28 protein-coding genes and 1 other RNA gene are annotated in these 22,905 nt (G+C 61.1%); 21 read left to right on the top strand and 8 right to left on the bottom strand.

What is annotated here, in order from left to right; all coding sequences use genetic code 11:
* Complete coding sequence (locus tag ACZ92H_RS19485) at window positions 1-585, bottom strand: DUF2059 domain-containing protein (protein ID WP_465050693.1); 585 nt, start codon at window positions 583-585, stop codon at window positions 1-3.
* Between the two features lie 157 nt (window positions 586-742).
* Entirely contained in the window at window positions 743-3,436 is a 2,694-nt protein-coding gene (gene gyrA, locus ACZ92H_RS19480; protein WP_465050692.1) for a DNA gyrase subunit A, read from the bottom strand.
* 611 nt (window positions 3,437-4,047) lie between these two features.
* On the opposite strand from gyrA, the gene ompA reads away from it, so the two are divergent.
* From ompA to tmk, 5 genes are all read left to right on the top strand, one after another.
* Window positions 4,048-4,761, top strand: a complete 714-nt coding sequence (gene ompA, locus ACZ92H_RS19475) for an outer membrane protein OmpA (RefSeq protein WP_131373877.1) — start codon at window positions 4,048-4,050, stop codon at window positions 4,759-4,761.
* 134 nt (window positions 4,762-4,895) lie between these two features.
* The gene (ubiG, locus tag ACZ92H_RS19470) at window positions 4,896-5,591 is read left to right on the top strand and encodes a bifunctional 2-polyprenyl-6-hydroxyphenol methylase/3-demethylubiquinol 3-O-methyltransferase UbiG (RefSeq protein WP_465050691.1); all 696 of its coding nucleotides are present in this window, start codon (window positions 4,896-4,898) and stop codon (window positions 5,589-5,591) included.
* 68 nt (window positions 5,592-5,659) lie between these two features.
* Window positions 5,660-6,364 (top strand): HAD family hydrolase, encoded by a 705-nt coding sequence (locus ACZ92H_RS19465; protein WP_465050690.1) that lies wholly within the window; start codon window positions 5,660-5,662, stop codon window positions 6,362-6,364.
* A 94-nt stretch (window positions 6,365-6,458) separates the two neighbouring features.
* Window positions 6,459-6,819, top strand: a transfer-messenger RNA (tmRNA) gene (gene ssrA / locus ACZ92H_RS19460).
* Window positions 6,820-7,208: 389 nt separating this feature from the next.
* Entirely contained in the window at window positions 7,209-7,931 is a 723-nt protein-coding gene (tmk, locus tag ACZ92H_RS19455; RefSeq protein WP_465050689.1) for a dTMP kinase, read from the top strand.
* Between the two features lie 167 nt (window positions 7,932-8,098).
* Here tmk and ACZ92H_RS19450 read toward each other — a convergent pair whose 3' ends face one another.
* The 5 genes from ACZ92H_RS19450 to ACZ92H_RS19430 all read right to left on the bottom strand — a co-directional run bounded on the left by ACZ92H_RS19450 (window position 8,099) and on the right by ACZ92H_RS19430 (window position 12,708).
* Window positions 8,099-8,770 carry an SOS response-associated peptidase gene (locus tag ACZ92H_RS19450; RefSeq protein WP_465050688.1) on the bottom strand — a complete coding sequence of 224 codons (672 nt, stop codon included), beginning with the start codon at window positions 8,768-8,770 and terminating at the stop codon, window positions 8,099-8,101.
* Between the two features lie 10 nt (window positions 8,771-8,780).
* Window positions 8,781-9,224: a hypothetical protein gene (locus ACZ92H_RS19445; protein ID WP_465050687.1), complete on the bottom strand. Its 444-nt coding sequence runs from the start codon at window positions 9,222-9,224 to the stop codon at window positions 8,781-8,783.
* Window positions 9,225-9,625: 401 nt separating this feature from the next.
* Entirely contained in the window at window positions 9,626-9,841 is a 216-nt protein-coding gene (locus ACZ92H_RS19440; protein WP_131377910.1) for a hypothetical protein, read from the bottom strand.
* On the bottom strand, window positions 9,838-10,884 hold the full coding sequence (locus ACZ92H_RS19435; RefSeq protein ID WP_465050846.1) for a phage portal protein: 1,047 nt from the start codon (window positions 10,882-10,884) through the stop codon (window positions 9,838-9,840). Before ACZ92H_RS19435 ends, ACZ92H_RS19440 begins: the two co-directional genes overlap by 4 nt.
* 12 nt (window positions 10,885-10,896) lie before the next feature.
* Window positions 10,897-12,708 (bottom strand): terminase ATPase subunit family protein, encoded by a 1,812-nt coding sequence (locus ACZ92H_RS19430; protein ID WP_465050686.1) that lies wholly within the window; start codon window positions 12,706-12,708, stop codon window positions 10,897-10,899.
* 136 nt (window positions 12,709-12,844) lie between these two features.
* On the opposite strand from ACZ92H_RS19430, the gene ACZ92H_RS19425 reads away from it, so the two are divergent.
* From ACZ92H_RS19425 to ACZ92H_RS19405, 5 genes are all read left to right on the top strand, one after another.
* The gene (locus ACZ92H_RS19425) at window positions 12,845-13,633 is read left to right on the top strand and encodes a GPO family capsid scaffolding protein (protein ID WP_465050685.1); all 789 of its coding nucleotides are present in this window, start codon (window positions 12,845-12,847) and stop codon (window positions 13,631-13,633) included.
* A gap of 48 nt (window positions 13,634-13,681) precedes the next feature.
* A complete protein-coding gene (locus ACZ92H_RS19420) occupies window positions 13,682-14,701 on the top strand; it encodes a phage major capsid protein, P2 family (RefSeq protein WP_465050684.1) in 1,020 nt (339 codons plus the stop codon).
* Window positions 14,701-15,417, top strand: a complete 717-nt coding sequence (gene gpM, locus ACZ92H_RS19415) for a phage terminase small subunit (protein ID WP_465050683.1) — start codon at window positions 14,701-14,703, stop codon at window positions 15,415-15,417. The genes ACZ92H_RS19420 and gpM overlap by 1 nt, the downstream gene beginning before the upstream one ends.
* Before the next feature lie 93 nt (window positions 15,418-15,510).
* The gene (locus ACZ92H_RS19410; RefSeq protein WP_465050682.1) at window positions 15,511-16,014 is read left to right on the top strand and encodes a head completion/stabilization protein; all 504 of its coding nucleotides are present in this window, start codon (window positions 15,511-15,513) and stop codon (window positions 16,012-16,014) included.
* A complete protein-coding gene (locus ACZ92H_RS19405) occupies window positions 16,014-16,223 on the top strand; it encodes a tail protein X (RefSeq protein ID WP_465050681.1) in 210 nt (69 codons plus the stop codon). Before ACZ92H_RS19410 ends, ACZ92H_RS19405 begins: the two co-directional genes overlap by 1 nt.
* A gap of 16 nt (window positions 16,224-16,239) precedes the next feature.
* Here ACZ92H_RS19405 and ACZ92H_RS19400 read toward each other — a convergent pair whose 3' ends face one another.
* Window positions 16,240-16,509, bottom strand: a complete 270-nt coding sequence (locus ACZ92H_RS19400) for a hypothetical protein (protein ID WP_465050680.1) — start codon at window positions 16,507-16,509, stop codon at window positions 16,240-16,242.
* Between ACZ92H_RS19400 and ACZ92H_RS19395 the strand changes: the two genes are divergently transcribed.
* The 11 genes from ACZ92H_RS19395 to ACZ92H_RS19345 form a co-directional block, all read left to right on the top strand.
* Window positions 16,508-16,642, top strand: coding sequence for a hypothetical protein (locus ACZ92H_RS19395; RefSeq protein WP_465050679.1), 135 nt, complete (start codon window positions 16,508-16,510; stop codon window positions 16,640-16,642). The genes ACZ92H_RS19400 and ACZ92H_RS19395 overlap by 2 nt on opposite strands.
* On the top strand, window positions 16,642-17,202 hold the full coding sequence (locus ACZ92H_RS19390) for a glycoside hydrolase family 108 protein (RefSeq protein WP_465050678.1): 561 nt from the start codon (window positions 16,642-16,644) through the stop codon (window positions 17,200-17,202). Before ACZ92H_RS19395 ends, ACZ92H_RS19390 begins: the two co-directional genes overlap by 1 nt.
* Window positions 17,199-17,711, top strand: coding sequence for a lysis system i-spanin subunit Rz (locus tag ACZ92H_RS19385; RefSeq protein WP_465050677.1), 513 nt, complete (start codon window positions 17,199-17,201; stop codon window positions 17,709-17,711). The genes ACZ92H_RS19390 and ACZ92H_RS19385 overlap by 4 nt, the downstream gene beginning before the upstream one ends.
* On the top strand, window positions 17,695-18,183 hold the full coding sequence (locus ACZ92H_RS19380) for a phage tail protein (protein WP_465050676.1): 489 nt from the start codon (window positions 17,695-17,697) through the stop codon (window positions 18,181-18,183). Before ACZ92H_RS19385 ends, ACZ92H_RS19380 begins: the two co-directional genes overlap by 17 nt.
* Window positions 18,180-18,647, top strand: a complete 468-nt coding sequence (locus ACZ92H_RS19375; RefSeq protein ID WP_465050675.1) for a phage virion morphogenesis protein — start codon at window positions 18,180-18,182, stop codon at window positions 18,645-18,647. The genes ACZ92H_RS19380 and ACZ92H_RS19375 overlap by 4 nt, the downstream gene beginning before the upstream one ends.
* A gap of 94 nt (window positions 18,648-18,741) precedes the next feature.
* Entirely contained in the window at window positions 18,742-19,821 is a 1,080-nt protein-coding gene (locus ACZ92H_RS19370) for a DUF4062 domain-containing protein (RefSeq protein WP_465050674.1), read from the top strand.
* A gap of 204 nt (window positions 19,822-20,025) precedes the next feature.
* A complete protein-coding gene (locus ACZ92H_RS19365) occupies window positions 20,026-20,688 on the top strand; it encodes a phage baseplate assembly protein V (protein ID WP_465052366.1) in 663 nt (220 codons plus the stop codon).
* A gap of 5 nt (window positions 20,689-20,693) precedes the next feature.
* Entirely contained in the window at window positions 20,694-21,029 is a 336-nt protein-coding gene (locus tag ACZ92H_RS19360; protein ID WP_465050672.1) for a GPW/gp25 family protein, read from the top strand.
* Window positions 21,026-21,937 carry a baseplate assembly protein gene (locus ACZ92H_RS19355; protein ID WP_465050670.1) on the top strand — a complete coding sequence of 304 codons (912 nt, stop codon included), beginning with the start codon at window positions 21,026-21,028 and terminating at the stop codon, window positions 21,935-21,937. Before ACZ92H_RS19360 ends, ACZ92H_RS19355 begins: the two co-directional genes overlap by 4 nt.
* Complete coding sequence (locus ACZ92H_RS19350) at window positions 21,930-22,550, top strand: phage tail protein I (protein WP_465050669.1); 621 nt, start codon at window positions 21,930-21,932, stop codon at window positions 22,548-22,550. The genes ACZ92H_RS19355 and ACZ92H_RS19350 overlap by 8 nt, the downstream gene beginning before the upstream one ends.
* A partial coding sequence (locus ACZ92H_RS19345; RefSeq protein WP_465052365.1) for a phage tail protein occupies window positions 22,547-22,905 on the top strand: 359 nt, incomplete at its 3' end. The genes ACZ92H_RS19350 and ACZ92H_RS19345, both read left to right, overlap by 4 nt.

The following is a 22,905-nucleotide window of genomic DNA, read 5'->3' as shown; positions in this document are numbered from 1 at the left end:
TTAGTGGGACGGCTGCGTGGCCGCCCGCATGACTTGCTCCAGCACGGCGTTCACGCGCGGGATCAGCACGCGCTGGCTGATGGCCATCGATTCGGCCGACAGCTGCGGCATGGTCGACAGCATCTTGCGCCCCAGCGGCGTCTGGTAAAACGCCGTCAGCTGCTCGACTTCCTGCACCGTGTAATAGCGCGCGTACAGTGGCACCATCTCGGCGGCCAGTTCGTCGATCAGGGTGGGGTCGGCCAGCACCTGCGTCAAGGTGCCGACGGCCAGGGGAATCTCTTCCTCGGCGCTGGCCAGCGCGCGCGCCTTGCGCTGCTCGTCGAGCCGCGGGTCGGTATTGATTTGCTGCTGCGCCGACTGGCGGATCATGGCCGGCACCGATTGCAGCATCTGGTCGAAGATACTGCGCGTCAGCTGCGGGAACTGCATCGCGTCGAGCATGCGCCGCACGGCCACGTTCATGGCGGGGCTGGGCGCGGCCTGGCGCGCCGGCGTCGCCTGCGCGCTCTGCGCCAGGGCTGGCAGGGTCGCAAGGAAGGCCAGCGAAAACGCGGCGAAGAAGGTGGCGACGATTTTTCTCATGGCATGCGGGATGTTGAATGACTGGTAAAAAGGACATTGCCGGTGGTGCATGTCGGCTTACGCCCGACGGACCGAGCCGACATGCGAAAATATGCTGGCGGCGCCACGCGATGGCGCGCCAATAGCAATTGGGGCTCCCGAAAGAGCCCCAATCATCTTACTCCGGCTGGGCCGGATCGATCCGGTCGGCTGCAGCCGGATCGGCTGGTTCGGCCGCCGCCGGCGCGGCATCGGTGCCCGCTTCCGTCGTCAGCTCGACTTCGTCGATGTCCGTTTCCACCACGCGCTGCAGGCCCGACAGCTTGGTGCCGTCTTCCACGGCGATCAGGGTCACGCCCTGCGTCGCGCGGCCCATCTCGCGGATTTCCGACACGCGGGTGCGGATCAGCACGCCGCCGGTGGTGATCAGCATGATCTCATCGGTGGTATCGACCAGGGTCGCGGCTACCACTCTGCCATTGCGCTCGCTGGTCTGGATGGCGATCATGCCTTTCGTGCCACGGCCATGGCGCGTGTACTCGGTGATCGGCGTACGCTTGCCGTAGCCGTTTTCCGTGGCCGTCAGCACCGATTGCTGCTCGTTCTCGGCCACCAGCAGGGCGATCACGTGCTGGCCTTCTTCCAGGTTCATGCCGCGCACGCCGCGCGCCGTGCGGCCCATCGGACGCACGTCGTTTTCGTCGAAGCGCACCGCCTTGCCCGAATCGGAGAACAGCATCACGTCGTGCTGGCCATCGGTCAGCGCGGCGCCGATCAGGAAGTCGCCGTCGTCCAGGTCGACCGCGATGATGCCGGCCTTGCGTGGATTGCTGAAGTCCTTCAGCGGCGTCTTTTTCACGGTGCCCAGGCTGGTCGACATGAAGACGTAATGGTCTTCCGGGAAGGTGCGGTTCTCGCCCGACAGCGGCAGGATCACGGTGATCTTTTCGTTGTCCTGCAGCGGGAACATGTTGACGATCGGCTTGCCGCGCGAGTTGCGCGAGCCTTGCGGCACTTCCCATACCTTCAGCCAGTACATGCGGCCACGATCCGAGAAGCACAGGATGTAGTCGTGCGTGTTGGCGATGAACAGCTGGTCGATCCAGTCTTCCTCTTTCGTCGCCATCGCCTGCTTGCCGCGGCCACCGCGTTTTTGCGCGCGGTATTCGGTGATCGGCTGCGCCTTCATGTAGCCCGTGTGCGACAGGGTCACGACCATGTCCTGCGGCGTGATCAGGTCTTCCGTTTCCAGGTCGGTCGCATTCAACTCGATCTGCGAGCGGCGCGCGTCCTTGTTGCCGGCGCCGTATTCGTTCATCGCCACGGTCATTTCGTCGGTGATGATGACGGTGACGCGCTCCGGCTTGGCCAGGATGTCGAGCAAGTCGGCGATGTGCGCCATGATGTCGCGGTACTCGTTGACGATCTTGTCCTGCTCCAGGCCGGTCAGGCGCTGCAGGCGCATCTGCAAAATTTCCTGCGCCTGGTCGTCCGACAGCTTGTACAGGCCATCCGTCTGCATGCCGTAGTGCTTCGGCAGGTTTTCCGGACGGTAGGCATCCACGCCGCCTGGCGTCGTGCCGTCGCCCGTGCGGGCCAGCATTTCGCGCACGACGGACGAATCCCATGCCTTGGCCATCAGTTCGACCTTGGCGATCGGCGGCGTCGGCGCGGCCTTGATGATGGCGATGAAGTCATCGATGTTGGCCAGCGCGACGGCCAGGCCTTCGAGCACGTGGCCCCGGTCGCGCGCCTTGCGCAGTTCGAACACGGTGCGGCGCGTAACCACTTCGCGGCGGTGCGACAGGAAGCATTGCAGCATCTGCTTGAGGTTCAGCAGTTTCGGCTGGCCGTCGACCAGGGCCACCATGTTCATGCCGAAGGTGTCTTGCAGCTGCGTCTGCTTGTACAGGTTGTTCAGCACCACTTCCGGCACTTCGCCGCGTTTCAGCTCGATCACCACGCGCATGCCCGACTTGTCGGATTCGTCGCGGATGTCGGAAATGCCGTCCAGCTTCTTGTCGCGCACGTTTTCGGCGATGCGTTCCAGCAAGGACTTCTTGTTGACCTGGAATGGCAGCTCGTCGACGATGATGGCGATGCGGCCGCCGTCCTTGCCGTATTCCTCGAAGTGCGTCTTGGCGCGCATGACCACGCGGCCACGGCCCGTGCGGTAGCCGTCGCGCACGCCGGACACGCCGTAGATGATGCCGGCGGTCGGGAAATCGGGCGCCGGGATCAGCTCGATCAATTCATCGATCGTGCAGTCCGGATTGCGCAGCACGTGCAGGGCGCCGTTGATGACTTCCGTGATGTTGTGTGGCGGAATATTCGTCGCCATGCCCACGGCGATGCCGGAGGAGCCGTTGATCAGCAGGTTCGGGATACGCGTCGGCAAGACCGTCGGTTCCTTTTCCTTGCCGTCATAGTTGGGCTGGAAGTCGACGGTGTCCTTGTCGATGTCGGCCAGCAGTTCGCTGGCGATCTTGTCCAGGCGGCACTCGGTGTAACGCATCGCCGCGGCGCCGTCGCCGTCGACGGAGCCGAAGTTGCCCTGGCCATCGATGAGCATGTAACGCAGCGAAAAATCTTGCGCCATGCGCACCAAGGTGTCGTAGATCGAGGCGTCGCCGTGGGGATGGTATTTACCCATGGTTTCGCCGACCACGCGGGCGCACTTGACGTAAGGGCGGTTCCACACGTTGTTCATTTCATGCATCGCGAACAAGACCCGGCGGTGCACTGGCTTCAAGCCATCGCGCGCATCCGGCAAAGCGCGGCCGACGATCACGCTCATGGCGTAATCGAGGTAGCTCTTGCGCATCTCTTCTTCGAGGGAAATTGGAATTGTTTCTTTTGCGAATTGATCCATTGGCGGTTCGACTGCTCTCAGGCTGTGGTTAACTTATCTGCTACGCAATGTATGACGCAATACTGCATATCCTGGGTGGCTGTTATGGCGGACTGCCAGGCAAAAAAATGGACAGGGCAGCGGCAATGCCGCCAGGCGTACCGCTGGTACGTCCGGGCCATGCCGCGCCGCCGTGCGCTTTTTGTTTAGCACTCTTAACAGCCAAGCGCACGATTTTAGCATGCGCGCCCAGCTACCTGTACAAATTGGCCAGGCCGGCAATATTGACAGTTTGCACCGGGTGCATGCACCCCCTCATTCGATAATGCACAATGGCAATACCAGTTCAAGGCCTCTGCCCTAAAAAGAGGCAAAAAAAGCGATCAATTGTTACAGATGCGTTACAAATGGGCATTTACGTTGCGCGAAAACAACGTGCGGTCTAAAATCGGGCAAGCTTTGATTTAACCACGGTCGTGTGCCCCTGATGCGTGTGGCAAAATGACTGGGAAGTTAATTGCTAGTTTCGCAATCTGAAACGAGCGCATATGGTCTACATGATAAAATCTTGGCACGTAGCACCAGTAGCGCAGTGTTGTTCTGCGGATATCACCCCCCGAAAGGAAAAAAGAATGAATAAATTTGTAACGCTGTTTTTCGCTGCATCCGCAGTGATTGCTGGCTCGGCTTCGGCCCAAACCCCAACCTCCCCACCGTTCGCGCCAGTTACTACTGACATCAAAGCACCTAGCCCAAAAAGCGCTTACGTGCAAGATGCTCGCGGCGTTATCGTGCGTGACCCATTCGGCCTGTGCTGGCGTACCGGTTACTGGACACCTGCTGACGCGGTGCCAGGTTGCGACGTCCCCCTGTGCGTAGAGCCAGAAACTCTGCAAGACGGCAAATGCGTGGCTCCACCTCCGCCACCAGTCGTAGTTGCTCCAGCACCAGTCGTCGTGGTACCAGTACCAGTCGTCGTTGCTCCTACCTCGGAAAAAGTCAGCTTCGCTGCTGATGCATTCTTCGATTTCGACAAAGCTACGCTGAAGCCAGACGGCAAAGCCAAGCTGGACGAGCTGACCGCACAACTGGGCGGCATCAACCTGGAAGTCATCATCGCTGTGGGTCACACCGACTCCGTCGGCACCGATGCTTACAACCAAAAACTGTCGGTACGTCGTGCTGATGCTGTCAAAGCCTACCTGGTTTCCAAAGGCGTTGAAAGCAACCGCGTGTACACCGAAGGCAAAGGCGAAAAACAACCAGTGGCTAGCAACGCTACCGCTGAAGGCCGTGCTAAAAACCGTCGCGTGGAAATCGAAGTTGTCGGTACCCGCAACAAGTAATAGCTGAACCGCAAACCTGGCGCTTGCCGCAAGTTGGCGCGCAAGTCAAGGACTGCATGAAAAAACCCCGCTACGGCGGGGTTTTTTTTCGTCCGTGGCTGCCCAATTGTAAAATTGCCGCTATTATTCGACCTATGAACGCCGACCCTCTTGAAATCCAAAAATTCAGTGAGCTGGCCCACCGCTGGTGGGACCCCACTTCCGAGTTTCGTCCCCTGCACGAAATTAACCCCCTGCGCCTGGAATGGATCAACGCGAAAGTGCCGCTGGCCGGCAAGCGCGTGATCGACATCGGCTGCGGCGGCGGCATCCTGGCCGAATCGATGGCCCGCAAGGGTGCCGACGTGACGGGCATCGACCTGTCCGACAAGGCGCTGAAGGTGGCCGACCTGCACAGCCTGGAATCGGGCGCCAAGGTGCGCTACAAGCTGATCGCCGCCGAAGCCATGGCCGAGGAAGAGGCTGGCCAGTTCGACGTCGTGACCTGCATGGAAATGCTCGAGCACGTGCCGGACCCGGCCGCCATCGTCAAGGCCTGCGCCGCCCTGGTGAAGCCGGGCGGCCATGTTTTCCTGTCGACCTTGAACCGCAACCCGAAAGCCTACCTGTTCGCCATCCTGGGCGCCGAATACCTTTTGCGCCTGCTGCCGAAAGGCACGCACGACTACGACAAATTCATCACCCCGGCCGAACTGTCGCAATACGTGCGCAGCGCCGGCCTGGACGTCAACAGCATGCGCGGCATGGGCTACAATCCCTTGACCAAGATTTACTCACTTAACAGCGATACCAGCGTCAATTATTTGGTGGCCTGCACCCGGCCCCTGTAACCATCACGCACAAAACAAGGCGGCTGCGGCCGCCATTTTTCATTCCTACTTGACACATTTCGCCCGCCATGATCACTGACCATCTGCCAGCCCCGCGCGCCATCCTGTTCGACCTCGACGGCACCCTGGCCGACACCGCGCCCGACCTGGCGGCGGCCATCAACCTGCTGCGCGCGCGCGCCGGCCTGGCACCGACCCCGTACGACATCCTGCGCCCCACCGCCTCGGCGGGCGCGCGCGGCATGATAGCCGCGTCGTATGGCGTGCAGCCGGGCGAAAGCGGCTATGAAGCCTTGAAAGACGCTTTTCTTTCCAACTACGAAGCGGCCCTGGCCGTGGAGAGCCGCTTGTTCGACGGCATCCCCGCCATGCTGGAAGGCTTGAGCGCCCTGGGCCTGGCCTGGGGCGTGGTCACCAACAAGGCGGCCCGCTTCACCGACCCGCTGGTCGGCCAGATCGGCCTGGGCGGCGCCGGCTGCGTGATCTCGGGCGATACCATGGCGCACCCGAAACCCCACCCCGCCCCCCTGCTGGAAGCGGCCCGCCGCCTGGACCTGGCGCCGCAAGACTGCTGGTACGTGGGCGACGACCTGCGCGACATCCAGGCCGGCCGCGCCGCCGGCATGCGCACGGTCGCCTGCGCCTGGGGCTATTGCGGCGCCATCGAGCCGCAGCACTGGAAGGCCGACCATCTGCTGGACACGCCGCAAGCGTTGCTGGAGCTGGTCAGCACGGTGGTAAAAGCGGCGCGGGAGCGTCAGCTGGCGGCGTGAGAGTGGCTTGAAACCGCATCAGCCTGGCCATATGTCCATTACTGCGAATGCGTCATGCAAGAGTGTGAAGATTGCGCTACAATGAAGGTTCTGTGGGGACGACCTGGTTTCGACGTGGGTTGCAAAGCAGCGCAGGGCATACCGAGGGCTGGTTACCTCGTAAATACACCCAGAAAAAACTTAACTGCAAACGATAACTCGTACGCACTGGCAGCTTAATCGCTGTTAGCTCTAGAACACCTCGTCCCTGGGGTGGGCCGTCAAAAGCTCTAGAGTCATTTACAGGGACTCGTCGTACGCTGGGTTACTTAGCGTCCGACTAAATAATAGGTAACTCGCTTGCCCATAACGTGCACATCCGTGCTGGCTGAGTTAAATTAAATGATAGTGCTAAGTATGTAGAACTGTCTGTGGAGTGCTTGCGGACGCGGGTTCGATTCCCGCCGTCTCCACCACTGAATTGTTTAGAATCAAGTAGTTAGCAAGAAGAAGGCTGTCATTATTTGGGTTGTTTTTGGGCTGTTTTAGCCTAGAAATGACAACAAAATGACAGCTTTTTTTTTGACCTCCTCCTACCCCATTGAGTATGCTGAATGCCGCACCTTATATGCCAAGTAGACTGAGTGGGTGCCTTCGCATATGCGACCACCTCCACAGGACCTCTCGACAGGAAAGGGACAGCGAGTCTTGCTGACGATCCGACGTCACCGAATTCGACCGTTAGGAAATTGCAAGTATTCCAGGCCAATCTGGTCAATCAAGTGCCCTAAATCGCCCCGGAAACGCCTTGCACGACCACATTTAACTGGTTCTATTCAGAGTTCATTTTTGCTATACTGCGCGGATGACTACTTATCCTGGAATTTTAATTGCCTTAGATGGCATCGATGGCGCTGGCAAAACCACACAGGTGCGCCTGCTTGAAAGTGCCTTCGCAGGGGTCGGCGAAACGGTCGTTGTTTCCAAGGAGCCAACAGATGGCGAGTGGGGACAGAAGCTTCGGGATTCTGCGCTTACGGGCCGGATGCCATTTGATGAAGAATTAGACGCGTTCATTTGCGATAGGCAAGATCACCTAAAAAAGAAAATTATTCCCGCTCTAGAGGCAGGGAATGTTGTAATTTTGGATCGCTACTTTTACTCAACTATTGCGTATCAGGGAATTTTGGTTGCTGATCACAAAACAATAGAGCAGCGCATCCGCGCAGATGTAGTTGTTCCTGATGCCGCGTTTTGGTTAGATTTGCCAGCCGACTTAGCTGTCAGCCGAGTGACATCACGTGATGGAAAAACCAACTTGTTTGAGCGCCAAGAAGATTTAGCCAAGGCTGGCGAAATCTTCCGTGCGATATCTTTGGCCGACCCTGTACTTCGCAAGATCGATGCTACGATGTCTGAACAATTGCTGTACCAAAAAATTATCGAAGAACTACTTTCCGGTGCATTTAAAGAAAAAAGATGCAAGAAGTCGTATGGCTGCGACGATCCAGTTTACTGCATGCCACGAATTACAAATTCCTGTGATTGGTGGAATGTAAAGCAAAAACTTTCCTCTTTGCATTATTAATTCTCGCTTGCTTAATATACCGCCTGTCAGCCTCATGACATGCGGAAGCAACTAGTTCATCGCATTTCTAGCAAACTAGGCAGTAGCGCAGTCACTATCGACAGATCTTGATTAACGCTGCCTATTCATTCCCCATACTTCCTTCCCCACAGATGACTCTTGAGAGATCAGGAGTCAACTGCAAGTGAGGCGTTCGCACCTCTTATCTTTGTTCGCGGCGGAAGCGGATCAGCTACAGCGACGAGGCGTTCTGCTGGATACCGCTGGAACAAATCCTCATCGGTCACAAGGGAACCATCGAGCCAGCCATGATACTGGTCCGGGTCGAGGATCATCACCATCCGTTTTTCATCATCAGGCTTGTGGAAACGCTGCATGAGCGGGTGGCCATCGGCGTTTATCGTCAGCATCGAGAACGACAGCAGCAAGTCTTGCGGCCGGAATTCCCATATACCGGCGATGGCGGCCGGCATGCCATCGGCGCGCTCGATGCGCCAGCGGATCGGCTTTCCTGTTTCGTAGCAGGGTTCAAAGAAGTTATCGGCAGGGATAATGCAGAACTGTTTGCGCTTCCAGGCATTGCGGAAGGATGGTTTCTGCGCCACGGTTTCGGTGCGGGCGTTATAGGTCTGGCGCGCCAGCTTCATATCGGCCCAATGCGGGACCATGCCGAAACATGCCGGTGCCACTTCCATTTCTCCAGGCACATCGTGCGATGCGCGAATGATCGGCGCCATGTATCCCGGCCAGGCTTCCGGCGGCAGGTCAAACTGGGGGGAGCGGACAGCGAAATGCTGTTCGATTTGATCGCTGCGGCTGGGGGTATAGTCGGCGCACATGCAAATTATTCTACCTGCCTTCCGGCATTGGCGGCGGCTCCGTCCCGACAAAACACAGCCAGGACTGCGCATAGTCGCAAAATTGCATATCCACTTTGCTGCGCTCAAACCCTGACAACACCATGCACCCTTCCCGATACCAGAGCAAATTCACATCGAACAGTGTGTCAACGTACTTCCCGCTCTCTCCGTAAGTGAAGCGGGCCAGCCTTACCAAACGGTGCAAGCCCTGGTCTGTGGTTTCAACGACTTCCAACGTTCCGGGCCGTGCCGAATTGTAGCGATCATGCAGCCGTCGCTTGGGCACCTCCACCCCAGCAAGGCGCATCTTTAACATTTTAACAATCATCGTGACACCCAAGCAAAATACTGTATATCCATACAGTATATCAAGAGTTCTTGAGGCCGCAATACCCGGCAATGATGCGAGGGCGTGAAGATGAATGATGCTCATAATGCAGACGCCAATACATGGGCCAAAACCGCGCCAGGACGCGGCACAGCGCGAAAACAACACCGTTCCCACGTCGCACAACGCCAGCCGCAGAAAAAACCGCTCAAAGTGCGTCAAAATGCGTCAAATCGCATGTCCCCACTTCACCCCGCTGCGCCAGTCCTCATGCGCCTTCGGCCATGGCGCAAATTTGAGTCAAAAGACCCCTATATAGCGGGCAGGTGTGGAGGGGGGACAACTGCGCGCGCCGGGCCGAAACAGGCCTTTTTCTTGCTTCTGGTGCAACACCATCCGCCCGGACGTGAAAAAGCCGCCTCATGGGCGGCTTGTACGGTGGCTGGGGCGCACTGGCGCGGCTGGCCTGTCGCGGCCCCGCCCTGCCGGCTATCGCGGCGTGGCGCTCATCCTGCGCGGCCCGCGCGGGCCTTGGCTGCCTGCTCCTTCTCGTAATCGTCGCGGCAGTCCACATTGCAGAACAGCAGCCAGGGCGTCAGCGCCTCGTCGCAATAGTGGCAGCAGCCATGCGCCACCAGGGCGGGCCGGCACCGCACGGCGGCCAGGCCGCGCGCCACCTCAGCAAAGATGATCTTGTCGGTGTTGTCTACGTGGTCGCTCATTGCGCGCCCTCCCCACCTGTGGCCAGGTCATACGGGGCGAAGCGCACCACTTCCACGCCCGCCCACTCGTTGATCGCCATGAACTGCGCCTGCAGCGGCACCAGCTCGTTACGCGCGAACACGCGCGCGGCCGGCTCGACGGCGCCGAAGCCGCCGGCATTGTTCGGCAGGATGCCCATCAGTTGCGGCGGCACGCGGTGCGCGGCCAGCTGGTCGTCGCGCGTGACGCTCTTGATGTTGAAAAACTCGTCCTTGGCGGCCACGTCCGACACGGGCAGGATCTGGATGCCGTCCTTCTTGCCGTTCGGCGCGTACATGAACAGGTTGCGGAAGTTTCCCGGCCCTTTGCTGTCGCGCATGGCTTGGCGCAGGTTGTCCACGTCCTGCGTGTTGGCGGCGGCGTCCGTCATGTAGAACACGAAACCGGCGTGCGATCCGTTCTTGTAGTACTTACGGCGGAACAAAGTAGCCGCCTCGTTGAGCCAGGCCGATTGCAAGGCGCTCAGGTACTGCGGCACGCCGTACAGCTCCTGATTCACATCCGGTTCCATCAGGTGAAACACCCGGCCCTTGTCGAATTCATGCACGGCCTGGTAGCCATTCACGAAGAAATATGTGTCCAGGTCGACGCCGCGCCGCATGTACTTGGCCAGGGCATGCTGGTACGCCAGCGCCTTGCCGCTGCGGCTTGGCCGGTCTTCCAGGTAGGCATTGCCAAAGGTCAGATAGTCCAGGGCCATGCGCTTGAAGCCATCGCGCGACAGGTATTTCGTCGGCATCAAGGTGGACGTCAGCACGTTGGCCTTGAAGTGGATGGCGCTGCTGTGGTGCACGCCAGCATTGAAGGACTTGGCCAGGCCGGCCAGGTTGACGGGCGGTTCGTACCAGTGGCCGTTCTTCCAGCATTCGAAGCAGTCGAGAATATCGGCGTGCTCGAGCACGGGCGTCGGGTCGCCGAAGGAAAACGCCTCGATGCCGGCGGCGGCCGGTGCCGTAGCCGCTGTTGATGGGGCGCCTTGGCCCTGCTGGCCGCGCGCGCAAATGTCGTGCTTTTCTCAAGAATAAATCTCCATGAAAGAGTGGTGGTTGTCGGTCGTGCCTTCGAATGGCTCGTGATCGAGGGCGTGCATGCAGGCCCACGCCAGATCGGCGTGGCCGGTTTCGTCGCTGCGGCCGGCGATATAGGTCACGTGCCGCCCGCTGGGGGTGAGGGTCTTGTGGATCGCCATGAACGATTGCGCGATATCCGTCCAGCCGGCGTCAAACTCCAGCCGCCCCTTGCTGATGATGTTTTTCGCCTTCAAGACCATGCGGGTCTTGACTTCGGGCGAGTAATTCAGGGCCGTGACAGCCGGGAAAAAACCGCGCACGATAGGCAGCACGCCGATGCCCATGCCCGTGGTATCGATGCCGATGTATTCGACGTTGTAGCGCTGGGTCATCTGGCGGATGGCGTCGGCGTGATCCTCGAAGCTTTGCCCGCGCCACTGGTGGCGCTCCAGGATGCGGAACTTGCCGCCGGCCGTCATGGGCGGCGCCAACACCACGCAGCCGGCGCTGTCGCCGTTCAAGGCCGGGTCGTAGCCGATCCACACGGGCCGGTTCCCGAACGGGCGCAGGCCCAGCAAGGGCTTGTAGTCGTCCCACTCCACCCAGGAATCGACCATGCAGCGCTGCAGCTCGGCCAGCGGGAAGACCGAGGCCGAGTCGTCGATAAAATTGCACATCAGCAGGTTGTCGAACTGGTCCGGGCTGTATTCGAAGTTGCGCAGCTCGTCGATGTCGAACAGGTTGCAGCCGCCGCGCTCGGCGTCCAGGATGGTGACGATCTGGCGCCATATCTTGTCTTCGCCCGTGTAGCCGGACGCCAGGCGCTGGTGGCTAACATCGATGTTGAGTTGCTCGGCCTTGGCGCGGCGCTTGTTGAACAGCTCGCCCGTCCAGAATGGGTAGGCTTGGTGCGTGGTCGATGATGGCGTGGAGAAATACGTCTTGCGCCATTTTTTATGGATGGCCATGCCCGAGGCCACCTTGTTCAACTCCTGGAAATTCTGCGTCCAAAAGAATTCATCGAAGTAGAAATTGCCGTGGTAGCCCTGCGCCGTGCGCGCGTTGGTGCCCAGGAAGTACAGGTGCGCGCCGTTCGGCAAGACGATGGGGTCGCCCGTAAGCTCGATGCCGGCCGCCTCACGCGCGAATTGCACGATGTATTGCTTGAAGACGTGGGCTTGCGACTTCGACGCGGACAGGAAAATCTGGTTGCGGCCCGTTTCCATGGCGTCGGCCAGCGCCTCGCGCGCGAAGTACCACGTGGCGCCGATCTGGCGGCTTTTGAGGATGGCGCGCGTGCGCTGGTCGCCGTTGCGATACCAGACCTTTTGATAGTCGAACAGCGAATCCTGGAAGGCGTCAAGCAGCTGGATTTTCTGTTCTTCGCTGAAGTCGTTGCGCGTCGGCTTCTTCTTCGGCCCGGCATTGCGGTTCGCCAGCTTGGGATTGAGATCGACCTCGTTGCCACCCGGCTGCTCGTAGCGGCGCACGCGCGCCATCTGCACGATGGTGCGCGCCAGCAGGTCAATTTCCTTGTAATCGCTGCCGCTCTTGACCTCTTTTTCGATCAGTTTCACCAGGCGCAGCTCAGCCGAAGCTTCCACGTGCTCGATGGCCTGGGCCTTGTCCCATTCGTCGCGCTCTTTCCAGCTATTGATCGTGCTGCGCTTGATTCCCAGGTGGCGGGCGATGGACGAAATGCGCCAGCCCTTCCAGTACAGGGCGCGCGCGGCACGGCGCGGCTCGGACTCGGGCACGGCCAGTTCGGCGATTTTCTCGTCGGGGGTTTGTTCGCTTGTTTTCTCGATTGTCAGCATGCCGCCAGCGTAGGCCGCGCGCGCGCGGAGCGGGGAAAGGCAAAAGTCGCTATGGCCCATAGCAACCCGCAGCGCATTGAATCGCGGCGCCAAGACGTTGACCATGGCGTTATCCGATCAACCGAGAACGCCCACCATGTCCAAATCGAAATTTTTCCGCGTCGCCACCGAAGGCGCCACCACGGACGGCCGCAACATCGACCGCGCCACCATCGAGCAGATCGCCGCCACCTACAATCCGAAAACCTACGGCGCGCGCATCTGGCTGGAACACATTCGCGGCATCCTGCCCGACAGCCAATTCAAGGCCTACGGCGACGTGATCGCCGTGAAAGCCGAAGAGGTGGACACCGAAAGCGGCAAGAAACTGGCCCTGTTTGCGCAGATCGAACCCACGCCGGAACTGGTGGCCATCAACAAGGCGAAACAGAAGCTGTACACCAGCCTGGAAATTCAGCCCGACTTTGCCGACTCGGCGCAGCCCTACCTGGTTGGCCTGGGCGTCACCGACAGCCCCGCCAGCCTGGGCACCGAGGCGCTGCAATTCTCCGCCAGCCGCAAGCAGCAAAGCACCAACCTGTTTACGTCTGCCGTCGAGGTGACGCTGGAATTTGACGAGCCACAGGGCACCAGGCTGGCCGACGCCGTGAAAAACCTGTTGTCGCGCTTTTCGAACAAATCCGGCGCCGATGCCGCGCAGTTCGCCGACATCAGCGAAGCAGTCGAGGCGCTGGCCGGCCACGTCGTCACCGCCAACGACAACTATGCCGATGCCCTCAAGCGCCTCGATGCCGCGGAAAAGGCGCAGAAAGCGACGCAGGACGAGCTGGCCACCTTCAAGGCGCAGATGGACGAGGCGCCCGGCAACGGCCCGCGCCGCCCGGCCGCCACCGGCAACGACGGCGCCGTGCAGACCGAGTTTTAAGCGCCCGCGCCATCCACCACACCCCATTCAACAACGGAGCACTGATTCATGAAAAAGCAAACGCGCCAGGTATTTGGCCAATATGAAACCCGCCTGGGCCAACTGAACGACACAGACAACGTGGCCAAGACCTTCAGCGTCACGCCCAGCGTGCAGCAAAAGCTGGAAACGAAGATGCAGGAATCGAGCGAGTTCCTGTCGAAAGTGAACATCATCGGCGTGACCGAACAGGAAGGCGAAAAGCTGGGCCTGGGCGTATCCGGCCCGATTGCCGGCCGCACCAACACCAAGGACAAGGAACGCAAGACGCGCGACCTGTCCACCCTGGACGGCACCAAATACCGCTGCGAGCAAACCAACTTCGACACGCATCTGAACTACGCCAAGCTGGACGCCTGGGCCAAGTTCGCCGACTTCCAGTCGCGTGTGGCCAATGCCATCCTGACGCGCCAGGCGCTCGACCGCATCGTCATCGGCTTCAATGGCGTGAAAGCCATGGCCGACACCGATCTGGACGCCAATCCGCTGCTGCAGGACGTCAATAAAGGCTGGCTGCAGCACCTGCGCGAGCTGGCGCCCGAGCGCGTGCTGGGCCTGGTGGCCAACGGCATGCCGGGCAAGGTCATCATCGGCGACGTGGCCGATGCGGACTACGCCAACCTCGACGCGGCAGTGACGGATGCCGTCAACTTGCTGGACCCGTGGTATCAGGAAGACACCAATCTGGTGGCCATCGTCGGGCGCAAGCTGTTGAACGACAAATATTTCCCATTGGTCAACACCAAGCAGGCGCCCACGGAAACCCTGGCGGCCGACATCATCATCAGCCAGAAACGCATCGGCGGCTTGCCGGCGGCGCGCGTGCCCTTCTTCCCGGACAACGCCATCCTGATTACCCGCTTCGACAATCTGTCGATCTACTTCCAGGAAGGCGCGCGCCGCCGCCGCGTCGAGGACGTGCCCAAGCGCGACCGCATCGAGAACTACGAGTCGTCGAATGACGCCTACGTGATCGAAGACCTGGGCCTGGCCGCGCTGGTGGAAAACATCGAGCTGAAAGACAAGTGATGGCGAACCAATCCCCCGCCCTGCGCCACCGCGCGCGCATGCTGGCCGAGCGCACGGCCGGCGCCGCTGCGCCGCAGGGCGTCACCACCGGCACGGCTTACGAAATGATGCTCTACAAGCTGGCCGACGACCGGCGCCGCCTGAAGTCCATCCAGTCGGTCGAACGCAAGATCGAGGTCAAGGCCACCTTGCTGCCCGACTATGCACAGTGGATCGACGGCGTGCTGGCCGGCGGCAAGGGCGCGCAGGATGACGTCTTCGCCACCTTGCTGGTGTGGCACATCGACACGGGCGAGTATGAACGCGCCCTGGTCATGGCCGAATACGCGCTGGCGCACAAGTTCACCCTGCCCGACACCTACAGCCGCGACATCGCCACCCTGATGCTGGACGAGTTCGCCGAAGGCTACTTGCACGGCAAGCTGGCCAGCGATCCGCAGCACGCGGCCCAGGTGCTGGGCCAGGTGGAACAGCTGACGGCCGCCAGCGACGCGCCCGACCAGGCGCGCGCCAAGCTGCACAAGGCCATCGGCCTGGCCATGGTCGCCGTGCTCGATCAATCCGACGACACGGACATCGCCCCGGCGCTGGTCCAGCAGGCGGAAACGGCCATGGCCCAGCTGAAACGCGCGCGCGCCCTGTCCGAGTCGTGCGGCGTCAAGAAAGATATGGAACGGTTGGAACGGCGCATCAAGCGCGCGGCCGGTTCCGCGTAAGAGCATCCCCCGCAGCACGGCGGCACGGGGGGATTCTGGCCAAACCAGCGACCTGATGAACCCCGTCCACCGCCCCCTTTTGAAAGCGCCCGTATGTCCTTCATGGCCCTGCCCCCGTCGATCCCGCCCGGTACCGTCCCGGCGTCGCCGGCACCTGCCCCCGGCATCATCGAAAACGACGGCTGGTTTCCCGACATCCTTCTCACCGATATGCGCGACGCCATGCGCCTGGATGGCACCGTCACCGACGCGCGCCTGGTGCAAGCCGTGGTCGATGCCATCCTGCAGGTCAACCGCGAGCTGGCCGACTGGCAGGGCAGGCACGCCGCAGCCGGCATCACCGCCCTGGTCGATGTGCCCGCCACGCGCATCAACCGCGAGTCCCGCTTGCTGTCGCAGTACCGGCGCGCCGTCTACAGCACGGCGAAGGCCGACTTGATCGAGCGCTACCGCGACTACGACAGCACGGCCACGTCCGTGAGCGACAAGAAAAGCATGGAGTGGCTCGACGAGGCCCCCGGCGCGCAGCGGCGCAATGCGCAATGGGCCATCGCCGATATCGTCGGGCGCACGCACCTGACCGTGGAACTGATCTGATGCAGGTACGCACACAGCAGCACGACACGGTGGACGCCCTGGTGTGGCGCTACCTGGGCGACGGCGCGGGATACGTCGAGCAAACCCTGGAAATGAATCCCGCGCTGGCGCGCCACGGCGCCGTGCTGCCGGCCGGCCTGATCGTCACCCTGCCGGAACCTGCTGCCAGCGTGGCCACCGTGGCCGACGTTGTGCAGCTATGGGACTAATTTTCTAACAACACTTTTACTTATATTCACCATGGAGAAACAAGCAATGTCCGCAGAATCGTTTGGTGGTTTCGCCACCCTGGTCAAACTGTACGGCTTCAAGGCGGCGCTGGGCATGGTCGGCGCGGCCATGCTGTACATCGTGCTGCCGCCCTTGAACAGCGACGGCACCTTCAACAAGGGCGAATTCGTCGCCCGCCTGGCCTGTGCCGGCGTGTTCTCGTGCCTGCTGGGCGGCACCGCCTACCAGCTGCTGTGCGCCCAGCTCCCCCGCCATCGGCGCCATGGTCAACGCCAGCGCCATCGACCTGATCGTCGGCGCGCCTGGCTGGTGGGTATCGCGCGCCGTGGCCCTGTGGTTCCAGCGCCGCAGCGACAAGGACATCGCCGAGCTGGTCAAAGACGCGAAGGAACACTGATGGCCACCACTGAAAACCCGCTGATCGCGCGCACCATCGACGCCATCCTGCGCGCCGAAGGCGGCTACGTGAACGACCCGGCCGACAAAGGCGGCGAAACCAATTACGGCATCACTGTCGCCGTGGCGCGCGCCAACGGCTACACGGGGCCGATGCGCGAGCTGCCTGTATCGGTGGCGCGCGCCATCTACACGGCGCGCTACATCACAGAACCGAAGTTCGACCAGGTGCTGGCCATCCATGCCGGCATTGGCGCCGAACTGATCGACACGGGCGTGAACATGGGGCCGCACCGTGCCGCCGAGTTCCTGCAGCGCTGGCTGAACGGTTTCAATGACACGGGCACCCGCTATCCCGCCCTGTTCGTCGACGGCCGCCTGGGTGCGCAGTCGCTGGGCGCGCTGGCCGCCTTCCTGAAATGGCGCGGCCAGGACGGCGCCACCGTGCTGCTGCGCGCCTTGAACGGCCTGCAGGCAGCGCGTTACCTGGAAATCACTGAAGCCAACAAGAGCCAGCGCCGTTTTCTGTTCGGCTGGATCAAGGAACGGGTGGCCATGTGACCACAACCACCTGGCGCCCGCTGGCCGCCTGCCTGCTGTGCGGCGCCCTGGCGGGCTGGACGGCGCAGGGCTGGCGCAAGGATGCCAGCATCGCCGAACTGCAGCGGGCGGCCGCCACCAGCAAAACCAATGCCGCCACCGAACTGGCCCTGGCCACCGCCCGCGTGCTCACCCTTGAGCGCACCACCGGCACAGCCCTGGCGCAGCGCGCCAACCACCTCACCCAGGAGCAAACCCATGCAAAAACTGAACGCGACCGTTTCCATGCTGACGTGCGCAGCGGCGCTGTGCGCCTGTCAATCCCCGTTGCCAGCGGCCAGTGCGCCGCAACTACAGATTCCACCGCTGCCGCAGGCCATCGGCACCAAACGCGCACCGAACTTGACCCAACGACTGCGGCAGCTCTTGACGCCATTGCCGGCGACGGCGACGACGCCACCCGCCAGCTAAACGCCTGCATCGACGCCTACAACACCGTGCGAGACACCTACCATGTACAAACCGAATAGCCTACGCCAGCACCTGGCCGCCGCCATCCCCGACCTGCAGCGCGACCCCGACCGCCTGCTGGTCTTCGCCGACGAGGGCAACGTGGTGGCATCGGCCACCGCCTCCCTCTCGTTCGAATACCGCTTCAAGCTCAATCTGATCGTCACCGACTACGCGGGCGACGCCGACGCCATCATGGTGGCCCTGATCGCCTGGCTGAAAGTCCACCAGCTCGACCTGATGGCCAACGAGGAAACCCGCAAGCACGGCATTGCCTTCGAAGTAGACTTCAACAACCACGAAACGGTCGATATTTCGATCAAGCTGGACCTGACCGAGCGCGTGGCAGTAAAGACCGGCGAGGCGGGCCGCCTCGACATCAAGCACCTGGCAGAGATACAGCAAATGCCGGCCTATGCGGACGAGTTCTGGAAGCTGTACGCAGGCGACACCCTGCTGGCCGAATGGCGCACGCCCGAGGCCACGCCATGAGCGACGACCTGCATGCACTGGAAGCCTGGGCCGGCGCCCTGCTGGCCAAGCTGCAGCCGGCCCAGCGCCGCGCCATCAATCACCAGGTCGCCATCGACCTGCGCCGCAACCAGGCGCAGCGCATCAAGGCGCAGCAGGGGCCGGATGGCGCGGCCTACCCGGCGCGCAAGCGGCGCAAGGAATTCAAGGGGAAGAATGGGCGGATCAAGCGGCAGAAAGCGGCGATGTTTGCCAAGATTCGTACTACCAAACACCTGAAGGTGAAGGCGACGGGCGATCAGATCGAGGTCGGGTTCTTTGGCTGGGTGGCACGCGTGGCGCATGTGCATCAGTTTGGCCGGCAAGACCGCATTACCAAAAAAGGGCCCGTCTACAAGTACCCGGAGCGCCGGCTGCTGGGCTTGAGTGAACCGGATCGGACGTTAATACGTGAATCGTTGCTTCGTCATATGGAAAGAAACTAAGACATATCAAAACAAAACTTCGCCTGACATTAGTTGTTAAATGAGTTAAATTCGCATGTTGTCGAAATTGTCGACTCAAGAACTAGGAGCGTAAGTGGAGAAGAGATACCAAGTTTTCGTAAGCAGTACGTTCCGCGACCTCGAAGACGAGAGGCAGGAAGTCATGCACGCACTCCTTGAACTGGATTGTATACCCTCCGGCATGGAGCTTTTCCCAGCTGCGAATGAGACTCAGTGGAACTTGATCAAAAAGGTGATAGATGACTGCGATTACTACATTTTGATTCTCGGAGGTCGCTACGGCTCGATTGGGACTGAAGGCATCAGCTATACGGAGATGGAATATCGATATGCACTCTCAACCGGCAAGCCAACAATTGCCTTCCTGCACCGTAGTCCAGGGAAGATTATCGCAGACAAGTCGGAATCGACAACTGAAGGCAAAGAAAAGTTACAAGCGTTTCGGGAATCTGTCGAGCAAAAGCTTTGCAAACACTGGGAGTCGGCTCAAGAGCTTGGGTCTGTCGTAAGTAGGAGTTTAATTCAGCTGATTAAGTCAACCCCAGCGGTGGGTTGGGTACGGGCCAACGAATTGGCAGATCGCGAAGCAACGATGGAATTGCTCCAGCTACGTCGCCGTGTTGAAGACCTCCAAACCGAGTTATCTCGGGCACGTATTTCTGCGCCCAAGGGTTCTGAAGGGTTAGCGCAAAGCGATGAAGATCATTCAATAAGATTTTCATTTTCATCAAGACCGCCAGGCGAATATCAAAACCAAAAGTGGAATTCCAACTTTTCGCCCACATGGAATGAAATATTTGCATGCATTGCACCATTAATGATTCATGAGGCGACTGAACCCGAGCTAAAAAAAGCACTTGACAATCTTGCCGAAACAGAGAGTCTTGAGCGTTTGCGCGCAGACAAGAGGCTCGCTCACCACGCACTACAACACTTTTACATAAACGAAGACGACTTTCAGACCATCAAAGTTCAACTTCGCGCCTTAGGCCTTATCACGAAAAACGAAAAAACTAGAAGCGTTAAAGACTCCGGTACGTATTGGACATTAACACCATATGGCGATGAAATTATGACGCAATTGCGTGCAATTCGACGCTTTGAAGACGAGGCCCAATCTAGCGACGAGATTCTTCTTGGTGATTCCGAGTAAGTCGCCCTTCATTTCAATCGCTTGCTTTCGGCTAATGCTAGATATGAAAATTGACGGTCCTCTTTGGCTGAAAGCGGACCGTCACCGCCTCGCTACCCAGTGTTGAAATATAAGTTTGTTCCTCAGTGTCTGCCATAGGCACTAAGCCTCTTATCAACCCGCCCCCGCGTGCATCCGCACGCGGACTTCGGCAACATGCACTGCATGAACGCCGACCTGTCCGACCTCCTCCGCTTGCTGCAAAACCTGATCCGCCTGGGAACCATCGCCGAGGTCAAAGGGGCCAAGGCGCGCGTGCGGCTTGGGCCGACGCTTACCACCGAATGGCTGAAATGGGCCACCCGACGCGCCGGCAGCACGCGCACCTGGTCGGCGCCCACGGTCGGCGAACAGGTCATCGTATTTTCCCCTGGCGGCGACCTGACGCGCGGCATCATCGTGCCGGCGCTGTACTCGCAGGCATTTGACGCGCCCGAAACCAGCGATACCATCCACACCACGCATTACCCCGACGGCGCCGTGGTGCAGTACGACCAAGCAGCCCATGCCCTGACAGCGACTCTCCCCGGCGGCACCGCCACCATCACCGCCAACAAGGTCACATCGAACGCACCGAGCACTATCTGCACAGGCGACCTGACCATCATGGGCAATCTGCTGGTCGAGCAATCGACCACCGTCAACGGCGCCACCGCCCTGAACGGCGGCGTGAATGCCAAGGCCGGCGCCGCTGGCGGCGTGGCCATGGCCGTGCAAGGGACGATCAAGGCCAGCGCGGACGTGCTGGCCGGCGCCATCAGCCTGGCCAAGCATGCGCACAGCGGCGTCAAGGCCGGCGGCGACCAATCCGGCGGACCACAAGCATGATGGGCATGCACGCAGCTACCGGGCGCAGCCTGACGGGTCTGGATCACCTGCGCCAGTCCGTGGCCGACATTCTCACCACGCCCATGGGTTCGCGTATCCGGCGCCGGCGCTACGGCTCCGAAGTGCCCGAGCTGATCGACCAGCCCTTGCACGACGCCACGCAATTGCGCATCTATGCCGCCACCGCCTTTGCCCTCCGCCGCTGGGAGCCGCGTTTGCAGCTCGCCAGCGTGCAGCTCACGCGCGACACGGACGGCGCCATCACCCTGCTGCTCGACGGCACGGCGGATGGCCAGGGCATCACCCTGGCCGTGCCCGTCAAGCAAGGCGGTGCCGTATGAGCACGCCCATCGACCTGACCCAGTTGCCGGCGCCCAGCGTGGTGGAAGCGCTGGACTTTGAGGCCATCCTCGCCACGCGCAAAGCGCATTTGGTCAGCCTGCTGCCGGACGCCCAGCGCGCGGCCGTCACGGCCCTGTTGGAACTGGAATCGGAGCCGGCCACCAAGCTGCTGGAAGAAAACGCGTATCAGGAAACCATCCTGCGCAACCGCGTCAACGATGCCGGCAAGGCCGTCATGCTGGCGTTTGCGTTAGACGGCGACCTGGATCAGCTGGGCGCCAACGTCAACGTGGTGCGCCTGGTCATCACGCCGGCCAATCCCAGCGCCCTGCCGCCGGTGGCCGCCGTCATGGAAGACAACGACGCCTACCGCCTGCGCATCCAGGAAGCGCCGGACGGCTTGTCCGTCGCCGGCCCGAAAGCTTCCTATGAATTCCACGCCCGCAGCAGCGACGGCCGCGTCAAGGACGCGAGCGCCACCAGCCCCGCGCCGGCCAGCGTCACCGTCACGGTGCTGGCCAACGATGCGACCGGCATCGCCAGCGCCGAATTGCTGGCCACCGTGGCGCGCACGCTCAACGCCGAGGAAGTACGCCCCCTGGGCGACCGCTTGAGCGTGCAGGCCGCCCAGGTCATCGACTACCAGATCGAGGCCACCTTGTTTATCGGCGTCGGCCCGGAAGTGCCGATTCTGCTGGATGCCGCGCGCGCCAACGCCGTGCGCGTGTCGCAGCCGCGCCGTCCGCTGGGCCACAGCATTTATCGCTCTGCCTGCAGCGCCGCCGTGCATGTCGAGGGCGTGCGCAAAGTCGAGCTGACCAAACCGGCGGCGGATATGGAATTGAACGCCACTCAGGCCGCGCGCTGCACGGCCATCAAGCTCAATGTCGTGGTGCTCGATGAATAAGCTTGTTTCGCCCCTGCCGCCCAACAGCACGGCGCTGGAACGCGCCATTGCCGTGGCCTGCGCCGAGCTGGTCAACGTGCCCGTGCCGCTGCGCGACCTGTGGAACGCCGACCGCTGCCCGGTTGCCCTGCTGCCGTTTCTGGCGTGGGCCTGTTCGGTCGACCGCTGGGATGACGCCTGGCCCGAATCGACCAAGCGGGGCACCATCAAGGCGTCCTATTTCATCCACAAGCACAAGGGCACGATTGCCGCCGTGCGCCGCGTGGTCGAGTCCCTGGGCTATCTGATCCGCATCACCGAGTGGTGGCAAACCACCCCAGCCGGCGTGCCGGGCACCTTCCGCCTCGACGTCGGTGTGCTGGACTCAGGCATCACCGACGCCATGTTTCAGGAAATGGAGCGCCTGATTGCCGACGCCAAGCCCGTCAGCCGGCACATGACGGGCCTGGCCATCTATCTGGAAAGTCGCGGCAGCATCTACGCGGGCGCTTGCGCCTACCACGGCGACGCCATGACCGTGTATCCCTGGATCGCGGAAACCATCGAAGTGCGCGGCACGCTGTTGCAGGCCGGCGCATCCCATACCATCGACACCCTGACCATCTATCCATGAGCACATACTTTGCCATCCTGACCGAAGTGGGCGAGGCCAAGCTGGCCAACGCCATCGCCCTGGGCCAGACCCTGAAACTGAAAACCATGGCCGTGGGCGACGGCAACGGCAACCTGCCCATGCCCAGCCGCACGCAAAAGGCACTGGTGCGCGAAGTGCGCCGTGCCGGGCTGAACCAGCTGACCATCGACCCGGCCAACACCAGCCAGATCATTGTCGAGCAAGTCTTGCCCGAAGACGTGGGCGGCTGGTGGATACGCGAAATCGGCATCTACGACGAGGCGGGCGACCTGTGCGCCGTGGCCAACTGCCCGCCCAGCTACAAACCCCTAATGGCCGAGGGCAGCGGCCGCAC

The sequence above is a fragment of the Janthinobacterium foliorum genome (genome assembly GCF_978021625.1).
Note: the sequence above shows the minus strand (reverse complement) of the source record. Positions and strands in the feature narration are given on the sequence as shown.

Coding starts and splice junctions, on each gene's coding strand:
- ACZ92H_RS19485 (WP_465050693.1), bottom strand. CDS start 585: ATGAGAAAAATCGTCGCCACCTTCTTCGCCGCGTTTTCGCTGGCCTTC.
- ubiG (WP_465050691.1), top strand. CDS start 4,896: ATGAACGCCGACCCTCTTGAAATCCAAAAATTCAGTGAGCTGGCCCAC.
- ACZ92H_RS19390 (WP_465050678.1), top strand. CDS start 16,642: ATGGCCACCACTGAAAACCCGCTGATCGCGCGCACCATCGACGCCATC.
- ACZ92H_RS19355 (WP_465050670.1), top strand. CDS start 21,026: ATGAGCACGCCCATCGACCTGACCCAGTTGCCGGCGCCCAGCGTGGTG.
- ACZ92H_RS19365 (WP_465052366.1), top strand. CDS start 20,026: ATGAACGCCGACCTGTCCGACCTCCTCCGCTTGCTGCAAAACCTGATC.
- ACZ92H_RS19420 (WP_465050684.1), top strand. CDS start 13,682: ATGAAAAAGCAAACGCGCCAGGTATTTGGCCAATATGAAACCCGCCTG.
- ACZ92H_RS19465 (WP_465050690.1), top strand. CDS start 5,660: ATGATCACTGACCATCTGCCAGCCCCGCGCGCCATCCTGTTCGACCTC.
- ACZ92H_RS19360 (WP_465050672.1), top strand. CDS start 20,694: ATGCACGCAGCTACCGGGCGCAGCCTGACGGGTCTGGATCACCTGCGC.
- ACZ92H_RS19405 (WP_465050681.1), top strand. CDS start 16,014: ATGCAGGTACGCACACAGCAGCACGACACGGTGGACGCCCTGGTGTGG.
- ACZ92H_RS19395 (WP_465050679.1), top strand. CDS start 16,508: ATGGTCAACGCCAGCGCCATCGACCTGATCGTCGGCGCGCCTGGCTGG.
- tmk (WP_465050689.1), top strand. CDS start 7,209: ATGACTACTTATCCTGGAATTTTAATTGCCTTAGATGGCATCGATGGC.
- ACZ92H_RS19400 (WP_465050680.1), bottom strand. CDS start 16,509: ATGGCGCCGATGGCGGGGGAGCTGGGCGCACAGCAGCTGGTAGGCGGT.
- ACZ92H_RS19350 (WP_465050669.1), top strand. CDS start 21,930: ATGAATAAGCTTGTTTCGCCCCTGCCGCCCAACAGCACGGCGCTGGAA.
- ACZ92H_RS19375 (WP_465050675.1), top strand. CDS start 18,180: ATGAGCGACGACCTGCATGCACTGGAAGCCTGGGCCGGCGCCCTGCTG.
- ACZ92H_RS19410 (WP_465050682.1), top strand. CDS start 15,511: ATGTCCTTCATGGCCCTGCCCCCGTCGATCCCGCCCGGTACCGTCCCG.
- ACZ92H_RS19440 (WP_131377910.1), bottom strand. CDS start 9,841: ATGAGCGACCACGTAGACAACACCGACAAGATCATCTTTGCTGAGGTG.
- ompA (WP_131373877.1), top strand. CDS start 4,048: ATGAATAAATTTGTAACGCTGTTTTTCGCTGCATCCGCAGTGATTGCT.
- ACZ92H_RS19380 (WP_465050676.1), top strand. CDS start 17,695: ATGTACAAACCGAATAGCCTACGCCAGCACCTGGCCGCCGCCATCCCC.
- ACZ92H_RS19430 (WP_465050686.1), bottom strand. CDS start 12,708: ATGCTGACAATCGAGAAAACAAGCGAACAAACCCCCGACGAGAAAATC.
- ACZ92H_RS19450 (WP_465050688.1), bottom strand. CDS start 8,770: ATGTGCGCCGACTATACCCCCAGCCGCAGCGATCAAATCGAACAGCAT.
- gpM (WP_465050683.1), top strand. CDS start 14,701: ATGGCGAACCAATCCCCCGCCCTGCGCCACCGCGCGCGCATGCTGGCC.
- ACZ92H_RS19445 (WP_465050687.1), bottom strand. CDS start 9,224: ATGAGCATCATTCATCTTCACGCCCTCGCATCATTGCCGGGTATTGCG.
- ACZ92H_RS19425 (WP_465050685.1), top strand. CDS start 12,845: ATGTCCAAATCGAAATTTTTCCGCGTCGCCACCGAAGGCGCCACCACG.
- gyrA (WP_465050692.1), bottom strand. CDS start 3,436: ATGGATCAATTCGCAAAAGAAACAATTCCAATTTCCCTCGAAGAAGAG.